The organism is Vreelandella sp. GE22, from assembly GCF_968212445.1.
The window spans coordinates 745,743-760,384 of the sequence record NZ_OZ309110.1; the positions used below are offsets into that span (position 1 = coordinate 745,743).

The 14,642-nt window shown below is 60.7% G+C and carries 15 protein-coding genes; 6 read left to right on the top strand and 9 right to left on the bottom strand.

Translation table 11 applies throughout. The annotated features are described in order from the left end of the window. Positions 1-18: 18 nt before the first annotated feature. From ACWHRL_RS03595 to ACWHRL_RS03605, 3 genes are all read right to left on the bottom strand, one after another. On the bottom strand, positions 19-642 hold the full coding sequence (locus ACWHRL_RS03595; RefSeq protein WP_447527914.1) for a TetR/AcrR family transcriptional regulator: 624 nt from the start codon (positions 640-642) through the stop codon (positions 19-21). Between the two features lie 80 nt (positions 643-722). Beyond that, positions 723-1,241, bottom strand: coding sequence for a cupin domain-containing protein (locus tag ACWHRL_RS03600; protein WP_447895263.1), 519 nt, complete (start codon positions 1,239-1,241; stop codon positions 723-725). 68 nt (positions 1,242-1,309) lie between these two features. Continuing rightward, the gene (locus ACWHRL_RS03605) at positions 1,310-1,702 is read right to left on the bottom strand and encodes a RidA family protein (RefSeq protein WP_447895264.1); all 393 of its coding nucleotides are present in this window, start codon (positions 1,700-1,702) and stop codon (positions 1,310-1,312) included. 139 nt (positions 1,703-1,841) lie between these two features. Here ACWHRL_RS03605 and ACWHRL_RS03610 point away from each other — a divergent pair, with 139 nt between their 5' ends. The 3 genes from ACWHRL_RS03610 to ACWHRL_RS03620 all read left to right on the top strand — a co-directional run bounded on the left by ACWHRL_RS03610 (position 1,842) and on the right by ACWHRL_RS03620 (position 4,800). After that, entirely contained in the window at positions 1,842-2,810 is a 969-nt protein-coding gene (locus ACWHRL_RS03610; RefSeq protein WP_447895265.1) for a LysR family transcriptional regulator, read from the top strand. Between the two features lie 117 nt (positions 2,811-2,927). Beyond that, complete coding sequence (gene lldD / locus ACWHRL_RS03615; protein ID WP_447895266.1) at positions 2,928-4,088, top strand: FMN-dependent L-lactate dehydrogenase LldD; 1,161 nt, start codon at positions 2,928-2,930, stop codon at positions 4,086-4,088. A gap of 181 nt (positions 4,089-4,269) precedes the next feature. Next, entirely contained in the window at positions 4,270-4,800 is a 531-nt protein-coding gene (locus tag ACWHRL_RS03620) for a hypothetical protein (protein ID WP_447895267.1), read from the top strand. Positions 4,801-4,901: 101 nt separating this feature from the next. Here the strand turns inward: ACWHRL_RS03620 and fhuE are convergent, their stop codons facing one another. Both fhuE and ACWHRL_RS03630 read right to left on the bottom strand, forming a co-directional pair. Beyond that, positions 4,902-7,049 carry a ferric-rhodotorulic acid/ferric-coprogen receptor FhuE gene (gene fhuE, locus ACWHRL_RS03625; RefSeq protein WP_447895268.1) on the bottom strand — a complete coding sequence of 716 codons (2,148 nt, stop codon included), beginning with the start codon at positions 7,047-7,049 and terminating at the stop codon, positions 4,902-4,904. 151 nt (positions 7,050-7,200) lie between these two features. Further along, entirely contained in the window at positions 7,201-7,602 is a 402-nt protein-coding gene (locus tag ACWHRL_RS03630; RefSeq protein WP_447895269.1) for a MerR family transcriptional regulator, read from the bottom strand. Positions 7,603-7,674: 72 nt separating this feature from the next. Between ACWHRL_RS03630 and ACWHRL_RS03635 the strand changes: the two genes are divergently transcribed. After that, positions 7,675-8,694, top strand: coding sequence for an SO_0444 family Cu/Zn efflux transporter (locus ACWHRL_RS03635; RefSeq protein ID WP_447895270.1), 1,020 nt, complete (start codon positions 7,675-7,677; stop codon positions 8,692-8,694). Positions 8,695-8,723: 29 nt separating this feature from the next. Here ACWHRL_RS03635 and ACWHRL_RS03640 read toward each other — a convergent pair whose 3' ends face one another. From ACWHRL_RS03640 to ACWHRL_RS03655, 4 genes are all read right to left on the bottom strand, one after another. After that, entirely contained in the window at positions 8,724-9,251 is a 528-nt protein-coding gene (locus tag ACWHRL_RS03640) for a hypothetical protein (protein WP_447895271.1), read from the bottom strand. 192 nt (positions 9,252-9,443) lie between these two features. Then, entirely contained in the window at positions 9,444-9,755 is a 312-nt protein-coding gene (locus tag ACWHRL_RS03645; RefSeq protein WP_447895272.1) for a hypothetical protein, read from the bottom strand. Between the two features lie 104 nt (positions 9,756-9,859). Next, complete coding sequence (locus ACWHRL_RS03650; RefSeq protein ID WP_447895273.1) at positions 9,860-11,299, bottom strand: PQQ-dependent sugar dehydrogenase; 1,440 nt, start codon at positions 11,297-11,299, stop codon at positions 9,860-9,862. Beyond that, positions 11,296-11,727, bottom strand: coding sequence for a DUF2231 domain-containing protein (locus ACWHRL_RS03655; RefSeq protein WP_447527923.1), 432 nt, complete (start codon positions 11,725-11,727; stop codon positions 11,296-11,298). The genes ACWHRL_RS03650 and ACWHRL_RS03655 overlap by 4 nt, the downstream gene beginning before the upstream one ends. Before the next feature lie 502 nt (positions 11,728-12,229). Here ACWHRL_RS03655 and ACWHRL_RS03660 point away from each other — a divergent pair. Together ACWHRL_RS03660 and glpK are read left to right on the top strand one after the other, a co-directional pair. After that, positions 12,230-12,952, top strand: coding sequence for an MIP/aquaporin family protein (locus ACWHRL_RS03660; RefSeq protein ID WP_447527924.1), 723 nt, complete (start codon positions 12,230-12,232; stop codon positions 12,950-12,952). Positions 12,953-13,010: 58 nt separating this feature from the next. After that, complete coding sequence (gene glpK, locus ACWHRL_RS03665) at positions 13,011-14,516, top strand: glycerol kinase GlpK (RefSeq protein WP_447527925.1); 1,506 nt, start codon at positions 13,011-13,013, stop codon at positions 14,514-14,516. Positions 14,517-14,642: the final 126 nt, after the last annotated feature.

The window sequence follows — 14,642 nt, forward strand, 5'->3', positions numbered from 1 at the left end:
TTAAAGGTTGGGGCTGGTTTAGCCGGTTGAATAAGGCCGTTGATTTAATAAAGCGTAGGTGGCATTGAGGGCGGCCTCCAGCGGTACGTCGTCCCGCGTGATCTTGGCGCGCAGGCTGGCACCCAGCCACAGGTGGTAAAGCGTGGCGGCCAGTGCCTGGGCATCGCCCTGAACGCTTTCGGGCAAGCCAAGTGAACTATCCGCCGTGGCCGCGTCGATAGCCAGTGCCAAACGGTCGATCACAGCGTCGGTGCCGCGCTCGAGCACGTGGCGCATGTTCTCGGAAAGATCACTCACTTCCGCGGCCAGTTTGACCGCCAGGCATTTGCTGTTCGGCGCATCGAAGCGTTGGGTATCGCGCCAGTGATGCCAGTAGCTCAAAAGCCGCTGGGCGTTGGACGCACCGGGCTGGGCCAAGCGCTCTTCGAGCTGCGCGAGGTAGCCTACGAAGTACTCTTCCAGTAGCGCTTCGCCAAACGCCTCCTTGGAGGAGAAGTAGTGGTAAAAGGAACCCTTGGGTACGCTGGCGGCTTTGAGAATTTCATTGAGGCCCACCGCCGCAAACCCCTTGCCGCCAATGATGCTCTGGCCGGTGGTAAGAATGCGTTGCCGGACATCTCCGGTAATAGGTGTCATGGTCATGGCGTTAGACTACTCTTCATTAGACCAGTCGTCTAGAGGAGATGAGTTTTTTGCCAACACCCGCCTCGACAAAAGCGGGCTTATCGTGTGGGCTTCCAAAGGGTAGACAGCGTTCCGCCGATGGGGTCACCGGCGGGCAAGGCCACGGCGGCGATGCGCTTTTGGGCCGCGTCCAACCTGGCCGGGTCGCCCCGTTCCAGGTCCGGCGCCTGGTTCGGTGGGTAGGCGCCGACCATGCAAAAGCCGTCGCTATCCTCCAGGCAGGCATGGCCGGTACCGGCGGGCAGCACCAGCACGTCACCGGCTTCGAGCGTCACCTCGGGCCCGTTGGGCCCACCCAGTTGCGCCCGGGCGTGGCCGCGAAAAACGCCCAACGCCTCGTGGGCGTTGGTGTGGAAGTGCTGAAAATCGTACAGATGGTAGCGCCAGGCCGGCGGCCAGCCGTTTTGTTCGAACAGCGCCTCGCAGTCCCGGGCGCGCTGCTCGGGGTCATCGGCTTGCAGCACCTGGCGGTAAATCAGCACCGGCAACGGCGAGTTGGGAAAGCCGGCCGTCTCGTCGCGCTCCAGATAAAGGGTCTCGGGGTTGGGAAGCATCATCCTGTCCTCTTTTCGGCGTTGAGCACTCACCTTACTCTAGCAGTCGATCGCCAAGGACGGGTTGTGGGTTACGTGGGCAGGGTGGCAATGACCTTGATTTCGAAATCGAAACCCGCCAGCCAGTTGACGCCGACCGCTGTCCAGTTCGGGTAGGGCTTGTCGGGAAACGCCCGGGCCTTGGCGGCCATGACGGTAGCGAACTGGGCTTCAGGATCGGTATGAAAGCTGGTCACGTCGACGATATCGTCAAAGCTCGCGCCGGCAGCTTCCAGCACCCCCTTGAGGTTATCGAAGGCGAGCTCCACCTGAGCGGCAAAATCCGGCTCCGGCGAGCCGTCTTCGCGGCTACCGACTTGGCCCGATACGAACAGAAAGCCATTGGCGCGTACGGCCGCGCTATAGCCGTTGAGTTCGTAAAGGGCCTGCCGGTTTTGGGGGAACACTACATCGCGTTGTGCCATCGAGGTCTCTCCATTGAAGCTTCATAGGCAAGCGGTGCGCTTGATAGCGCTATTTTAAGCCTGCCCAGGTACTGGATAAACGCGATATCCTGTTCAACACTGTTTGCTCTTTCCAAACAATCACGAGGGTCTGAACGCCATGGACCGTTTCACCGCCATGCAGGCTTTCGCTCGGGTCGTCGAGACCGGCAGCTTCACTCAGGCGGCGCAAACGCTGGGTATCAGCAAGACCAGTGTGACCCAGCTGGTGCAACAGCTGGAGGCAAGGCTGCGGGTCAAGCTTTTAAACCGCACCACGCGCAAGGTGAATACCACCGCAGACGGCGCGGCCTACTACGCGCGCGTTGTTAAGTTGCTGGCGGATATGGATGATGCGGAAACCAGTCTCTCCAATGCGGCCGTAGCGCCCCGCGGTCGGCTCAGAATCGATGTGCCAAGCCCGTTTGCCCGCCTGATTTTGATTCCCGCGCTACCGCACTTTTGGGCGCAGTACCCGGATATTCAGCTCGACATCGGCGTAAGCGACCGCCGGGTGGACCTGGTCGATGAAAGCGTGGACTGCGTCATACGCGGCGCAGAGCTTGCCGATCTTTCGCTGGTGGCCCGCCGGGTGGGTGAGCTGAACCTGGGCGCTTACGCAGCCCCGGGCTACCTGGAAAACACCGGTGTGCCTTCACACCCCGCAAGGCTTTCGGCCTCACCGCACTATCTCATTGGCTTTAAGTGGCGCGGCCTTGCGCCCTTCGCCCCCACGCTCAAACGCGGCGCAGAGCGCGTCGATATTCAGGGGCGCTATAGGGTAACCGTCGACGATGGCAACGCCGCACTGGCGGCGGGGCTTGCCGGGCTAGGCGTGGTGTGGCTGCCCGATTACATGGCTTACGAACACATCATTCGTGGCGAGCTGGTGCGCCTGTTCGATGACTGGCATTTAGAACCCATGCCGATGTTCGTTGCCTTTCGACCCAATCGCCACGTCAGCGCCAAGCTGCGCGTGTTCATCGAGTGGGTGGCCGCGCTAATGGCAACGCCGCTGCCTACTGCCGATCACTTCCATCCGGTAAGTGGCCAAGGCGAACGCCGCCCGGGTGCGCCTGGCATAGACTAAAGTTGGGGGCAGGGGAGCGCTCGCCCAGCGGGTTTACTTGGTACGCTAACCGGTAGCGTAAGGCGTTGGATGTACGGACGCTTCCCCGTTTCCCGTATCGAGAATTAAGGCGATTCCATGATCATTTCAAGCCCGTCGGATTACCGGCAAGCCGCCCAGCAGCGCATCCCCCGCTTTCTTTTCGACTACCTCGATGGCGGCTCGGTCACCGAGAGCACGCTGCGCGGCAACGTCGAGGCGCTGCAGGGTATTCCGCTGCGCCAGCGCGTGCTGAAAGGTGGCGGCACGCCCACCCTCGATACCGATATTCTGGGAAGCACTTGGAAGATGCCGGTCGCACTCGCCCCGGTGGGCGCCACCGGCCTGTACGCCCGGCGCGGCGAAGTACAGGCGGCGCGCGCCGCCGAGAAGGCGGGCATTCCCTACACGCTCTCGACGGTGTCGGTCTGTTCGATCGAAGAGGTCGCCCGGGAGGCCCACGGCGAGCAGTGGTCGCAGCTTTACGTCTTGAAAGACCGCGGCTTCATGAAAAACGCCTTGGAGCGCTCCTGGGAGGCGGGGATGAAAACCCTGGTGTTCACGGTGGACATGCCGCTGCCCGGCTCACGCTACCGCGACCGCCGCTCGGGTATGTCCGGGCCCAACGCCAAACTGCGGCAGTACGCCCAGGCGATTACCCACCCGCAGTGGGCGTATGACGTGGGGCTTAAAGGCAAGCCGCTGTCGTTTGGCAACATCGAAGCCTACACCGGGCGCAAGATGGGCATGGAAGACTACATGGGCTTTTTGGCCAAGAACTTCGACCCCTCGATCAGCTGGGACGAACTGGCCTGGATTCGCGAAAGCTGGAAGGGCAAGCTGATCATCAAGGGCCTTTTGGATAAAGACGACGCCCGCGAGGCCCAGCGTATGGGCGCTGATGGCATCGTGGTCTCCAACCACGGCGGCCGCCAGCTCGACGGCGCGATTTCCACCGCCCAGGCGCTGCCGCACATTGTCGAAGAGGTCGGCGACGAGCTGACCGTGCTGGCGGACTCCGGCGTGCGCTCCGGGCTAGACGTGGTGCGCATGCTGGCCCTCGGCGCCAAGGGGGTGCTGCTGGGTCGCGCCTACGCCTACGCGCTGGCCGCACGAGGCGAGGCCGGCGTTTCGCATCTTCTGGAACTGATCGCCGCGGACATGCGCGTGACCATGACGCTGATCGGCGCCAACTCCCCCGCCGAGATCAACCAAAGCCACCTGGATGCGGTGGTGAAAGAGCTCAAGATGAGCGAGTAAGTGGTTGGTCGAAGCATCTTAAATTTAATTTGAACCTCCTGTGGTGGCAGCCATCCAAAGACCAGATTCTTCGAGGTTTTTCGTTTGGCGAACATCTCGAAGGGCATGATGCAGGCTCTGCAATGAGCCTGACGGCCTCTTGAGAAGTGGCCGTTTTACTATCGATAAGGAGTGTTGAGCCGTGCTGCAAAACGTTAAACCGCTAAAAAAGTGCCTGCCATTGGTTATGCTGGGCGTCGCTGTCTCGGTGCCTGCTTTCGCGCAGACCCTGGACCCATCCGACCCTGACGATATGGCCGAAATGCAGCAGCAGATGGTCGAGATCGCGCTCATGCAGCCTGGGGCGACCACCACGATTGATGGCGCCACTTTACCGCTTTACCCGGATGCAGAGGTCCAGGTCCATTTCACCGACCCGAGCGTTATCCCCAGCATGGATGGCGGGACCCTGGGTGAAGATGCGCTGCCGACGATCATGATGGCGTCCGAGGATTCCGTTGCAGAGGTCACCGACTTTTATGAAGAGGAGCTCGACGGCTTTACGCGGCTGGACTACGACGCGGAAGGCGTTACCTTCGGGAAGGGATTGCCGGAGGACTTGAGCCCGATGGAGTTCGAGCGCTGGGCCAACCTCGTGCCATATCATGAGCACGTGTCCATTTACGAGCAGTCCGGCGAGACGATCATCGAAATGGCCTACCAGCCGGAGTAACGCAGCGCCCTTCGTGATTGATCCATAAACGCCCTTCTCGAGCCGGTCGAGAAGGGCGTTTTGCATTTAATGCCCTGCAGCCGCGGGGTAACGTGGCTTGCCTAGAAGTCGTAGCGCAGCGTGGAGGAGAGGCTGCGCGGCTCGCCGTACACGCCGTAGCCGCCCACGTGGCTGTAGTACTTCTCGTCGAAGAGGTTTTTCAGGTTGACCTGCAGGCTAAGGTCCGAGGTGAACTGGTAGCGTCCGAACAGGTTGGTCAGGGTGTAGCTTCCCTGCTCGAACTCGCTGGGCAGACCCGCCGGGGTGGTCAGGCCGTTGGCGACCAGGCTGCTTTGCCAGTTCACGCCCCCGCCCAGGGTCAGCTCCCGGTGTTGGGGTACGCTGTAGCTTGCGAAAAGGTTGAACAGCGAACGCGGCTGGTCGATGTTGAGGACGTCTTCGTCGTCCTTGGCGGTGAAGTGGGAGTAGCCCAGGGTCATGTCCAGGTCCTCGGTCACCGCGCCGCTAAGCTCTACTTCGAAGCCTTCGCTGACCACGCCGTCCACACTGGTGTAGAAGGTTTCGGTTTGGCCCGGCGCCATGGGCAGGGCCGCGGCGACGTTGTCCTGCTCGATGCGAAATATCGAGGCCGAGCCGTTCAGCAAACCGTTGAACCAGGCGGCCTTGAGACCGGTTTCGTAACTTCTGCCCACTACCGGGTCCAGGTAGGTGCTGGCGGGGTCGCGGAAATCCTGGGGCTCGAAGATTTCGGTGTAGCTTGCAAACGCGGAGTAGGTGTCATCGACGTCATACACCAGGCCGCCGTAGGGGGTGACTTCGTAGGTGCTTTGGCTGTCATTGCTGCGCGCGGTTTGGGTCATGCCGTTCCATTCGGTGTAGCGCGCCCCGGCAATCAGGGTGAGCGGGTCGGCCAGTGAAAAGCGCGCGGCGGTGTAAACGGCTTTTTGCCGCGTGCTGGCCGCTTCGGACGCCTCGAAGGGTGCCCAGCCTTCATTGGGCGCCGCCCCGTTGTAGCGGTTGAAATCATCGACCTCGAAGCCGTCGATGAAGGTGTTCTCGTAGTCGTTGGTTTGCTCGCTGTAGTTAGCGCCGACGACCAGCTCGTGCTCGCGGCCCAGCAGCGTGAAGGGCCCGCTTGCTTGGGCATCGACGGAGTCGACTTCGCGCTGGCCGCGGTTCCAGCCGGTATAGAAGGACACGCCGCTGCCATCCAGCCGGTCGGGCAGGGTGCCTTCCACGTAGGGGTAGGCCAGTTTGCCGTCCATGTCGGTCTCTTCATGGGTGCCCACCACGCGCACCTGCCAATCGTTAGCGAAGCGGTGGCTTAGCTCGGCGAAGACTTTTTCCGACTCGAAATCGTAGTAGGACCAGCCCGGCGCTACGCTGAACGAACGCGAGTAGTCGGTGGGGGTGCCATCGCTGTACCAAAGCGGCAACCCGCCCCAGGTGGGCGAAGAGGTGTGGCTGTCCTGATAATCGAAGCCCAGCGAAAGTGTCGTGTTGTCGGTTATGTCAGCGTCGACCACCCCGTAACCGAAGGTGCGGCGCTTGTCCTGGCGGTCCAGGTGCGCGCCGCCCTCTTCATAGCCGCCGATAAAACGGGCGCGCACGTCGCCCGAGGCGCTCAGGGGCGTGGTTAAATCCACGGTGCTACCGCGCTTGTCCCAACTACCCAGCGTGCCGGAAACCGAGCCTTCGAATTCACGGCTATCGGCGCGTTTGCGTACGAAGTTGACCGATGCCCCCGGGTTGCCCGAGCCGGTCACCAGCCCGTTGGCGCCACGAATGACTTCGACGCGATCGTAAATCGCCGTATTGAGCCGGCCCTCGCCGAAATACCAGCGGCTGTCCCGGTTGAGGGTCGGGATCCCGTCATACTGGTAGCTGTTGATCCGAAAACCGCGGGAGTAAAAACCGACGCGTTCGCTGTCGATAGGGCGCGCGGCGATACCGGTGGTATTGGCCAGCACGTCTTCGATGGAATCGAGGTCTTGGTCACGAATGCGCTGTTCGGTCACGATGCTGATCGCCTGGGGCAGCTCTTTTTGGCTAAGCGTCAGGCCCGTGCCGGCGGTGGTGCTTCGGCGCGTGTAGCCGACGTTGTCGTAAAGGTTGGTGCCAATCACCGTCACGGTTTCGAGTGCCTGAACGTCGTTATCGGTTTGCGCCATGGCGCTACCGGCGCCTAGCAGGCTTACGCAGGTTAGCGCCGAAACCGCCGTGTGGACGGCAAAAGGTGCGGTTTTCATAGGATCCCTTGAGCGAGCGTTATATGCCTTATAAACAGGCGTTATATCTATGGCTACGCTGGATCATATAAAAACGGTTATCTTATGTAAATCTACATGAGAATTATTTATGTTTAATTTTTATGAAGTGCTTTTAGCTCCCGTCCTCTAATCACTGCTGATAAAGCGTTTGAATGATCTGGCAGTGGGCGGTGTCGCCACCACGGCACTGACCAATCACCTGGCGAAGCTCGCCTGCCAGGGATTCGAGCGCTTTGATGCGCTCTTCCAGATGCGCCAGGTGGCGGCTGGCGATGGCATCCACCGCGGCGCAGTCGTTGTTGGGCTGGTCAGAAAGTGCTAACAGTTCTTGAATGGTAGAAAGGTCGAGGCCCAGGTGGCGGCCGTGGCGAATAAAGTTGATACGCTCGAGCGAGGCCTGGCTGTAAAGCCGATAGCCCTGCTCACCCCGGGCAGGGGGCGTGATGAGTCCACGCTTTTCGTAATGGCGGATACTCTCCGGCGAGCAGCCGGTCTGTTTGGCGATTTCTCCGATACGGTAGGACGGTTTCATTGGCTTGACCCTGTAATGGTTACAGGGTTTATCCTGGTGCATATCTACTCGGTCCACCAGCGGGAGACGACGATGGAGATGATGACGAGTTTGCTAAGCGTTGCACTAAGCGCGGCGCCTTGGCTTTTGCTGGGGCTGTTCGTGGCGGGGCTGGTCAAAGCCTGGCTTTCCGAGCGCTTGCTGATGCGCTGGCTGGGCGGTTCGGGCCTTGGCAGCATTCTGCGTGCTTCGATCATCGGCATGCCGCTACCGCTTTGCTCCTGCGGCGCCATTCCCACGGCGATGGCACTTCACCGCGGTGGGGCCGGGCGCGGGCCCACTACGTCGTTTTTGATCAGCACCCCCGGCGTCGGCGTGGACTCGATTTTTCTCACCAGCGCGCTACTGGGGCCTTTAATGGCGCTTTTGCGCGTGCTGGGGGCACTAGTCACCGCGATCGTGACGGGCATTTTGGTCAGCCTGACCGGTGAGCGGGCCGCGCCCGCCGCGCCGGTTTCGAGCTGCTGCGCCTCGGGTGGGTGTGGCTCGGCGTCTAAAGAAGCCAACCCGCCCGGTGGCTTACGGGCCGGGCTTCGCTACGCGTTCAGCGATTTGCTGGATGACTTCAGTGTCTGGATATTTGCAGGGCTTCTGCTGGCCGGCGTGCTCATGACCTGGGTCTCGCCCGAGGCGCTCGCCCGGTTTTCCGGCGGGCCCTTGGCGCTGGGTTTGATGGCGATTATCGGTATTCCGCTTTACGTATGCGCGGCGGCGGCCACGCCTATCGCGGCCGGGCTTTTAATGGCAGGCATCACGCCGGGCATGGCGCTGGTCTTCTTGCTGGCCGGCCCGATTACCAGCCTGGCAACGCTGGGCGTTTTCCGCCGAGAGCTGGGTAGCCAAGCGCTGGTAGTTTACCTGGCGGCCATTTTGGTGGTCACGGTGCTGATTGGTTGGGCCGTGGATATTTTGCTGGCGTCGACCGGGTTCGACCCGGTTAGCCAAGCGGGGCAGGTTCAGGCGCTTTTGCCCCCGGCGCTCGAGTGGGCGGCGCTGCTGGTGCTTGCGTTTTTCGCGCTGCGTCCGCTTCGCCGGCGAGCGCTGGGGTTCTAAACTAAACTTGCCCCGTGATCGAGGTGGCCTCAATCGTCGTTGCGTGACTCGACCGGGGCCGGGGTGATGTCGATGGGTTCGCGCTCGCTTAGGCGGCGCTGGTCCAGCGTCTCGTGGGCGATGCGGTAGCAGTCCTCGATATGTTTGTTGCCCATATACTTCATGGCGGTATAGCTGATACTGCCCGCCACGGCGCTGCCGATGAACGGGACGAACTTCGAGGCGCCCTTGGTGGCCACCTTGAAGCCCATTTTCTGCAGCAGGTTGATGACCAGCTTACGGGTGATGTACTTGCCGGCCATCTGGCTGCCCGTATTCGAAATCGCGGTCATCATCATTACCTTGGATTCGGTATCGAGTTCGTCGATCTGCTCGGGGGTCAGGCCGAACTGCTCGTTGATTTGGGGAATCAGGCGCAGCAGGATCGCCACGTCGGAGCCGATATCCAACCCCGGAACGGGGATCACGGCGGCCCCGGCGGAAAGGGTCGAACTGCGTTTCACCTTCTTCTGGCAGACCCGTTTAATGGCCTCGAGATCTTCGATTGTTTCGATCATGGCAGGTTTCTCCTTGAGTCTGCATTGCAAGCACGCGCATCGCTGCTTTCCTTGCGGCTCGTTACCCTTGGCTTAGGCGCTCGGATGAACGTTTGGGCTGCAGGATTAAGCCCATGCACGAACGTATCATTCAACGTCCGGGAATAAGAGCGTAGTCAATATGGGCACGCCTTACACCATAATACGCGCCAGTTACGCCTTTATATGACGCTGCATGGCGTACCGGGCGCCTGCCTCCTCCCGCCCCTGAATGGCCGAAACGATGGCATCGTGCTCCTGGGGGCCTTGCTTGCCTTTGCGAAAAAGCGCGCGAAGCGCCTGAGCTTTCTTGTCTATACGCGCGATATCGCCCACTCGTTGGTGGCGGGCGGCAAGCGCCGCGGACTCGGTCTCGATCAGCCCTTTGGCTTTCAGGTGGGCCGTCACCTCTCTTACCGCGCTTTGGCTAACGACCACCGGGTTATCACCCGGGCTTGGTATCGCGATCGACGAAGACCGGCTCAAGGCGTTGAAGCTCGATATCTGGAAAGGAAGAGGAAAAGCAGAAGGGGAAAACAGAGGGGGAAAGGCAGGAATGCCCGGCGAGGGTGGCTCGCCGAGCAAGGGGCTTATGACTCGGACGTGTCCGCGTCGGGATCTTGCTCGTCGGGTGCTTCTGTGTCTGCTTCCGGGGCGTTTTGTAGCGTTTGCTCCGAGGTGTCTTCATCTTCCTCAGAAGCCGGCGGCTCGTCAGCGCTTTGCTCAGAGGCGGTCACCGGCGGGTTGTCCGGGGTAATCCGCCACACCACGTTGGTCAGGTCATCGGCGACGATGACCGCGCCATCCGGTGCCACGGTAACGCCGACCGGGCGACCAAGAGCGTTGCCGTCTTCGGTCAAAAAGCCGCTGGCGAAATCGACCGGGTCACCGGCGGGGCTGCCGTTCTCGAACGGGATGAACACCACCTTGTAACCGACCGGATCGGCGCGGTTCCAGCTACCGTGTTCACCAACGAACACGCCGTCGGCGTAGTCATCGCCTACCTCGGGGATCGAGAAGGCGACCCCCAGGGGCGCGACGTGGGAGCTCAGGCTGTAGTCCGGGGCGATCGCGGTGTCGACCAAATCCGGCTTTTGCGGCTGTACGCGCGGGTCGACGTGCTGGCCCCAGTAGCTATAGGGCCAGCCGTAAAAGCCGCCTTCCTGTACCGAGGTGAGGTAGTCCGGCACCAGGTCCGGGCCCAGCTCGTCACGCTCGTTGACCACTGCCCAGAGCTGGTCGGTCTCCGGTTGAATGGCGAAGTCGGTGGGGTTTCGCAGGCCCGTGGCGTAGGGGCGGTGCGCCCCGGTCTCGGCGTCGATTTCCCACACCTCGGCCCGGTTCACCTCGGCGTCCATTCCGCGCTCGGTGATGTTGCTGTTCGAGCCGATGCCCACGTAGAGATACTCGCCGTCGGCGCTTGCGACCATCGCCTTGGTCCAGTGATGGTTGATCTCGGCGGGGAGTTGGGCAATCACTTCCGGGGCGCCCTCGGCCTCGAGCTGGCCCTCTTCGTAATCGAAACGTACCAGCGCATCCTGGTTGGCCACGAACAGGCCATCGTCGATCAACGCGAGCCCGTAAGGCGCGTTGAGGTCTTCGGCAAAGATGGACTGCTCGTAGGTGCCGTCGCCGTTGGGGCGCAAAATCGTCAGGCGGTCGCCGCTTTCGACCGAGGTGTTGCCCTGGTCCTTGATGTAGCCGGCGATGACGTCCTTGGGCTTGAGCTGCGGGGCGTTACCGCCGCTGCCTTCCGCCACCAGGATATCCCCGTTAGGCAGCACGATGGTTTGGCGCGGCACCATCAGATCGGTGCCGATGGCGGTAATCGTATAGCCCTCGGGCACGGTGGGCTTTGCATCGCCCCATTCGGCGGGCTCGGGCACGGTCATGTCCGGCAGCAAGCCGCGCTCGGGCTCGGGCAGGGTCGGGTTGGGGCCATAGGGCTGTTCGACGTCGGCGGCGTTGACGCCGGTGGCCACTAAAAGCGCGGAAAGCGGGGTTAAATATTTGAGACGAAAGACATTCATGAAGCTACTCCAACAGCGCGCGTACGGGTAAAGCCCAAAAAAATCGCTACCAGGCTCAGCAGAGTGATCACCACCGATAGCACGAGCCCGGTGGGCATCATCGCCCAGGCATCCCTGGCGTGGACGAGCGCGTTAACCAGGCCCAGCGCCCAGGTCACGACCAAAAGCGCCAGGTAAAGAAAGGAGCGCGTCGTGCGGTGGTCGGCGCGGAACAAGCCGATTAAAGCGGCGAGAATCGCGAAGCCGTTGAAGATCAGTCCCCCTGCGATCAGCCAGGAGGCAAAGGTTGCCCACTGAATATGGTAGCTCGACGAGTAGGCGTAGTCGGTGAGCGCCGCCCCCAAAAAAAGCGGTAGCATACCGGCCAGCAGTACGGCGTGAAGCGGGTGGATCCCGCTACGGTAAGTAGGGTGTGCAGATGCCTGCATGGTGCGCTCCTCCTTGATGAATGACCCGATGCGGTTGCCGCTTGGGAAGACCGCGTTCCAGACGGGCTCGTGGTTTGCCACTCTATGAGCCGCCAGGCTGAGTATAGGAGACGTTTAGCGAGCTTAGAAAGCTTTCCTTGTCGTCACGCTCTTTTACCGAGCCAGCCGCGCCCTGGTAAAAGCATGGGACTACGTCTATTTTTTCGATAATTGACAAAAATGCGTTTTCATGAAAACGCCTAGCCTTCTTTTTCTGTCCGTAAAACAACGTAATGAACTAATGTCTAACATAAAAGAAAATCGTTTATAATCAAATTTATAAACCAAATTAGCCGGCGTTTTCGGATTTTTGTATTGTTTTTTCCAATGCCCCCGATAGGATGCCAAAAAGAACATGGTATTTTCGGAATTGAAAATACCGCGGCTTCCAGTTGCACCGCGCGGGCAGGGCGGGTGAAGCAATAAACCCAAAAGAAGTAATAAACCCAAAAGTTGGATAACGATGTTTGCAACCATTTTTCTACACGAAATCGCCGGCACGGCCATCCTGACGCTTCTGGGCTGCGGGGTCGTGGCCAATGTGCTGCTCAAGGGCACCAATGGCAACGGAAGCGATAGCATCGTCATCTTTTTCGGCTGGGGGCTGGCGGTGTTTTGTGCGGTGTACGTGGCCTTCGATACCGGGGCGCATATCAACCCGGCGGTAACCATCGGTTTATTGATGAGCCCGGCCAGCGAGTACGCGCCAGGCATTCCCGTGACCGCGATGACGACGTTGGCCTACCTGATCTCGGAAGTGATCGGCGCCTTTTTGGGAGCGCTCGTGTGCTATTTGGCCTACAAAAAGCATTATGATGCCACCGAACAGGCCCCGGCTATTTTGGCGACGTTCTCCACGGGCCCCGCGATTCCCGCGTTGGGGTGGAACCTGGTCACCGAGATTATCGGTACCTTCGTGCTGATCTTTGTCATTATCATGTTCGGTAACACCCCGTCCGGGCTTGGGCCGCTTGCCGTGGCGCTGCTGGTGGTCTCGATCGGCGCCTCGCTTGGGGGCCCCACCGGCTACGCGATCAACCCGGCGCGGGATCTGGGTCCGCGCATTGCCCACGCGCTGCTTCCCATCAAACACAAGCAGGGCAGCAATTGGGCCTACGCCTGGGTCCCGGTCCTGGGGCCATTGATCGGCGCCTCGCTTGCCGGGCTGGCCGCTCACGTTTACTAATTCGTTTACACTTTACCGTTACTTTCTTAACTAAACGCCAACGCTTGAGAGGCATTTCATGAGCCAGAAAAAATACGTTCTCGCGATCGATCAAGGCACCACCAGCTCACGGGCAATGCTATTTGATCATGAAGGCCACGTTGCCAGCATGGCCCAGCACGAGTTCGAGCAGATCTTTACCAAACCCGGCTGGGTCGAGCACTGCCCGCGGGAGATCATGACCAGCGTGCTCACCACGCTGACCGAGGTGATCAACCAAAGCGGCGTGGACGTGACCGAAATCGCGTCCATCGGTATCACCAACCAGCGCGAAACCACGGTGGTGTGGGACAAAAATACCGGCCAGCCGGTGCACAACGCTATCGTTTGGCAGTCGCGCCACTCCGCCGAAATCTGTGACGAGCTCCGCGAGGCCGGCCACGCCGACATGATTCGTGAGAAAACGGGCCTGGTGATCGACGCCTATTTCTCAGCCACCAAGCTCAAGTGGATTTTCGAGAACGTAACGGGCGTCAAGGAGAAAGCCGAGAAGGGCGATCTGCTATTCGGCACGATCGACTCCTGGCTTGTGTGGAATTTGACCGGCGGCAAGGTGCACGTCACCGATGTCAGCAACGCCTCGCGCACCATGCTGTTCAATATTCGCGATCGCCAGTGGGACCCGGAGCTTCTGGAGCTCTTCGGCGTGCCGGCCTCGATGATGCCGGAAGTAAAATCCTCCAGCGAAGTGTACGGTCAGATTCAACCGAAGTACCTGGTAGGCCAGGAGATCCCCATTGCCGGTATCGCCGGCGACCAGAACGCGGCGCTGTTCGGCCAGGCCTGTTTCGAGCCGGGTATGGCCAAGAACACCTACGGCACCGGTTGCTTTACCCTGATGAACACCGGCACCACCGCCACGCCCTCCAAGAACGGCCTTCTGACCACGGTCGCCTGGGAAGTGGATGGCACCCTGGAGTACGCCCTGGAAGGCAGTGTGTTCGTGGCGGGCTCGGTCATTCAGTGGCTGCGCGATGGTATGCGCATGCTGGGCAAGGCATCGGATTCGGAAGCCTACGCCACCCGCGCCAAGGATAACGACGGCGTTTATATGGTGCCTGCGTTTACCGGCCTGGGCGCACCGTACTGGAACTCCAACGTGCGCGGCGCCATGTTCGGGCTCTCACGGGGTACCCAAAAAGAGCACTTCATCCGTGCGGCGGTCGAGTCGCTGGCCTATCAGAGCACCGACGTGCTGAAAGCCATGCAGGCCGACGCCGGGCTCGACCTGAGCGAACTGCGCGCCGACGGCGGGGCGATCGGTAACGACTTCCTCGCCCAGTTCCAGGCCGACATGCTGGGCGTGGACGTACTACGCTGCGAGGTGAACGAAACCACTGCGCTCGGCGCTGCTTACCTGGCCGGTTTGGCCGTTGGGTTCTGGGCGTCTCGCGAAGAGATCTCCGAGCAGTGGGCCATCGAGCGCCGCTTTACCCCGGAAATGAAGGCGGAAAAACGCGATGCCCTCTACGCCGGCTGGAAACAGGCGGTCAACGCCACCATGGCGTTTCACGTCGAGTCCTGAATAACGGGCTAAACGATGTGCCTAAAAGCCTCTGGTTCGCCCAGAGGCTTTTTCATGGCCGCATCTCAAACGGCGAAGGTAGTGTAAGCGGATGTTCGGCGTAGTATTCTGAAAAACGCCCGATAG

What these genes read in the sequence shown, in the direction of transcription:
- ACWHRL_RS03595 (WP_447527914.1), bottom strand. Translation starts at nt 642, where the DNA reads ATGACCATGACACCTATTACCGGAGATGTCCGGCAACGCATTCTTACC.
- ACWHRL_RS03600 (WP_447895263.1), bottom strand. Translation starts at nt 1,241, where the DNA reads ATGATGCTTCCCAACCCCGAGACCCTTTATCTGGAGCGCGACGAGACG.
- ACWHRL_RS03605 (WP_447895264.1), bottom strand. Translation starts at nt 1,702, where the DNA reads ATGGCACAACGCGATGTAGTGTTCCCCCAAAACCGGCAGGCCCTTTAC.
- ACWHRL_RS03610 (WP_447895265.1), top strand. Translation starts at nt 1,842, where the DNA reads ATGGACCGTTTCACCGCCATGCAGGCTTTCGCTCGGGTCGTCGAGACC.
- lldD (WP_447895266.1), top strand. Translation starts at nt 2,928, where the DNA reads ATGATCATTTCAAGCCCGTCGGATTACCGGCAAGCCGCCCAGCAGCGC.
- fhuE (WP_447895268.1), bottom strand. Translation starts at nt 7,049, where the DNA reads ATGAAAACCGCACCTTTTGCCGTCCACACGGCGGTTTCGGCGCTAACC.
- ACWHRL_RS03630 (WP_447895269.1), bottom strand. Translation starts at nt 7,602, where the DNA reads ATGAAACCGTCCTACCGTATCGGAGAAATCGCCAAACAGACCGGCTGC.
- ACWHRL_RS03635 (WP_447895270.1), top strand. Translation starts at nt 7,675, where the DNA reads ATGGAGATGATGACGAGTTTGCTAAGCGTTGCACTAAGCGCGGCGCCT.
- ACWHRL_RS03640 (WP_447895271.1), bottom strand. Translation starts at nt 9,251, where the DNA reads ATGATCGAAACAATCGAAGATCTCGAGGCCATTAAACGGGTCTGCCAG.
- ACWHRL_RS03650 (WP_447895273.1), bottom strand. Translation starts at nt 11,299, where the DNA reads ATGAATGTCTTTCGTCTCAAATATTTAACCCCGCTTTCCGCGCTTTTA.
- ACWHRL_RS03655 (WP_447527923.1), bottom strand. Translation starts at nt 11,727, where the DNA reads ATGCAGGCATCTGCACACCCTACTTACCGTAGCGGGATCCACCCGCTT.
- ACWHRL_RS03660 (WP_447527924.1), top strand. Translation starts at nt 12,230, where the DNA reads ATGTTTGCAACCATTTTTCTACACGAAATCGCCGGCACGGCCATCCTG.
- glpK (WP_447527925.1), top strand. Translation starts at nt 13,011, where the DNA reads ATGAGCCAGAAAAAATACGTTCTCGCGATCGATCAAGGCACCACCAGC.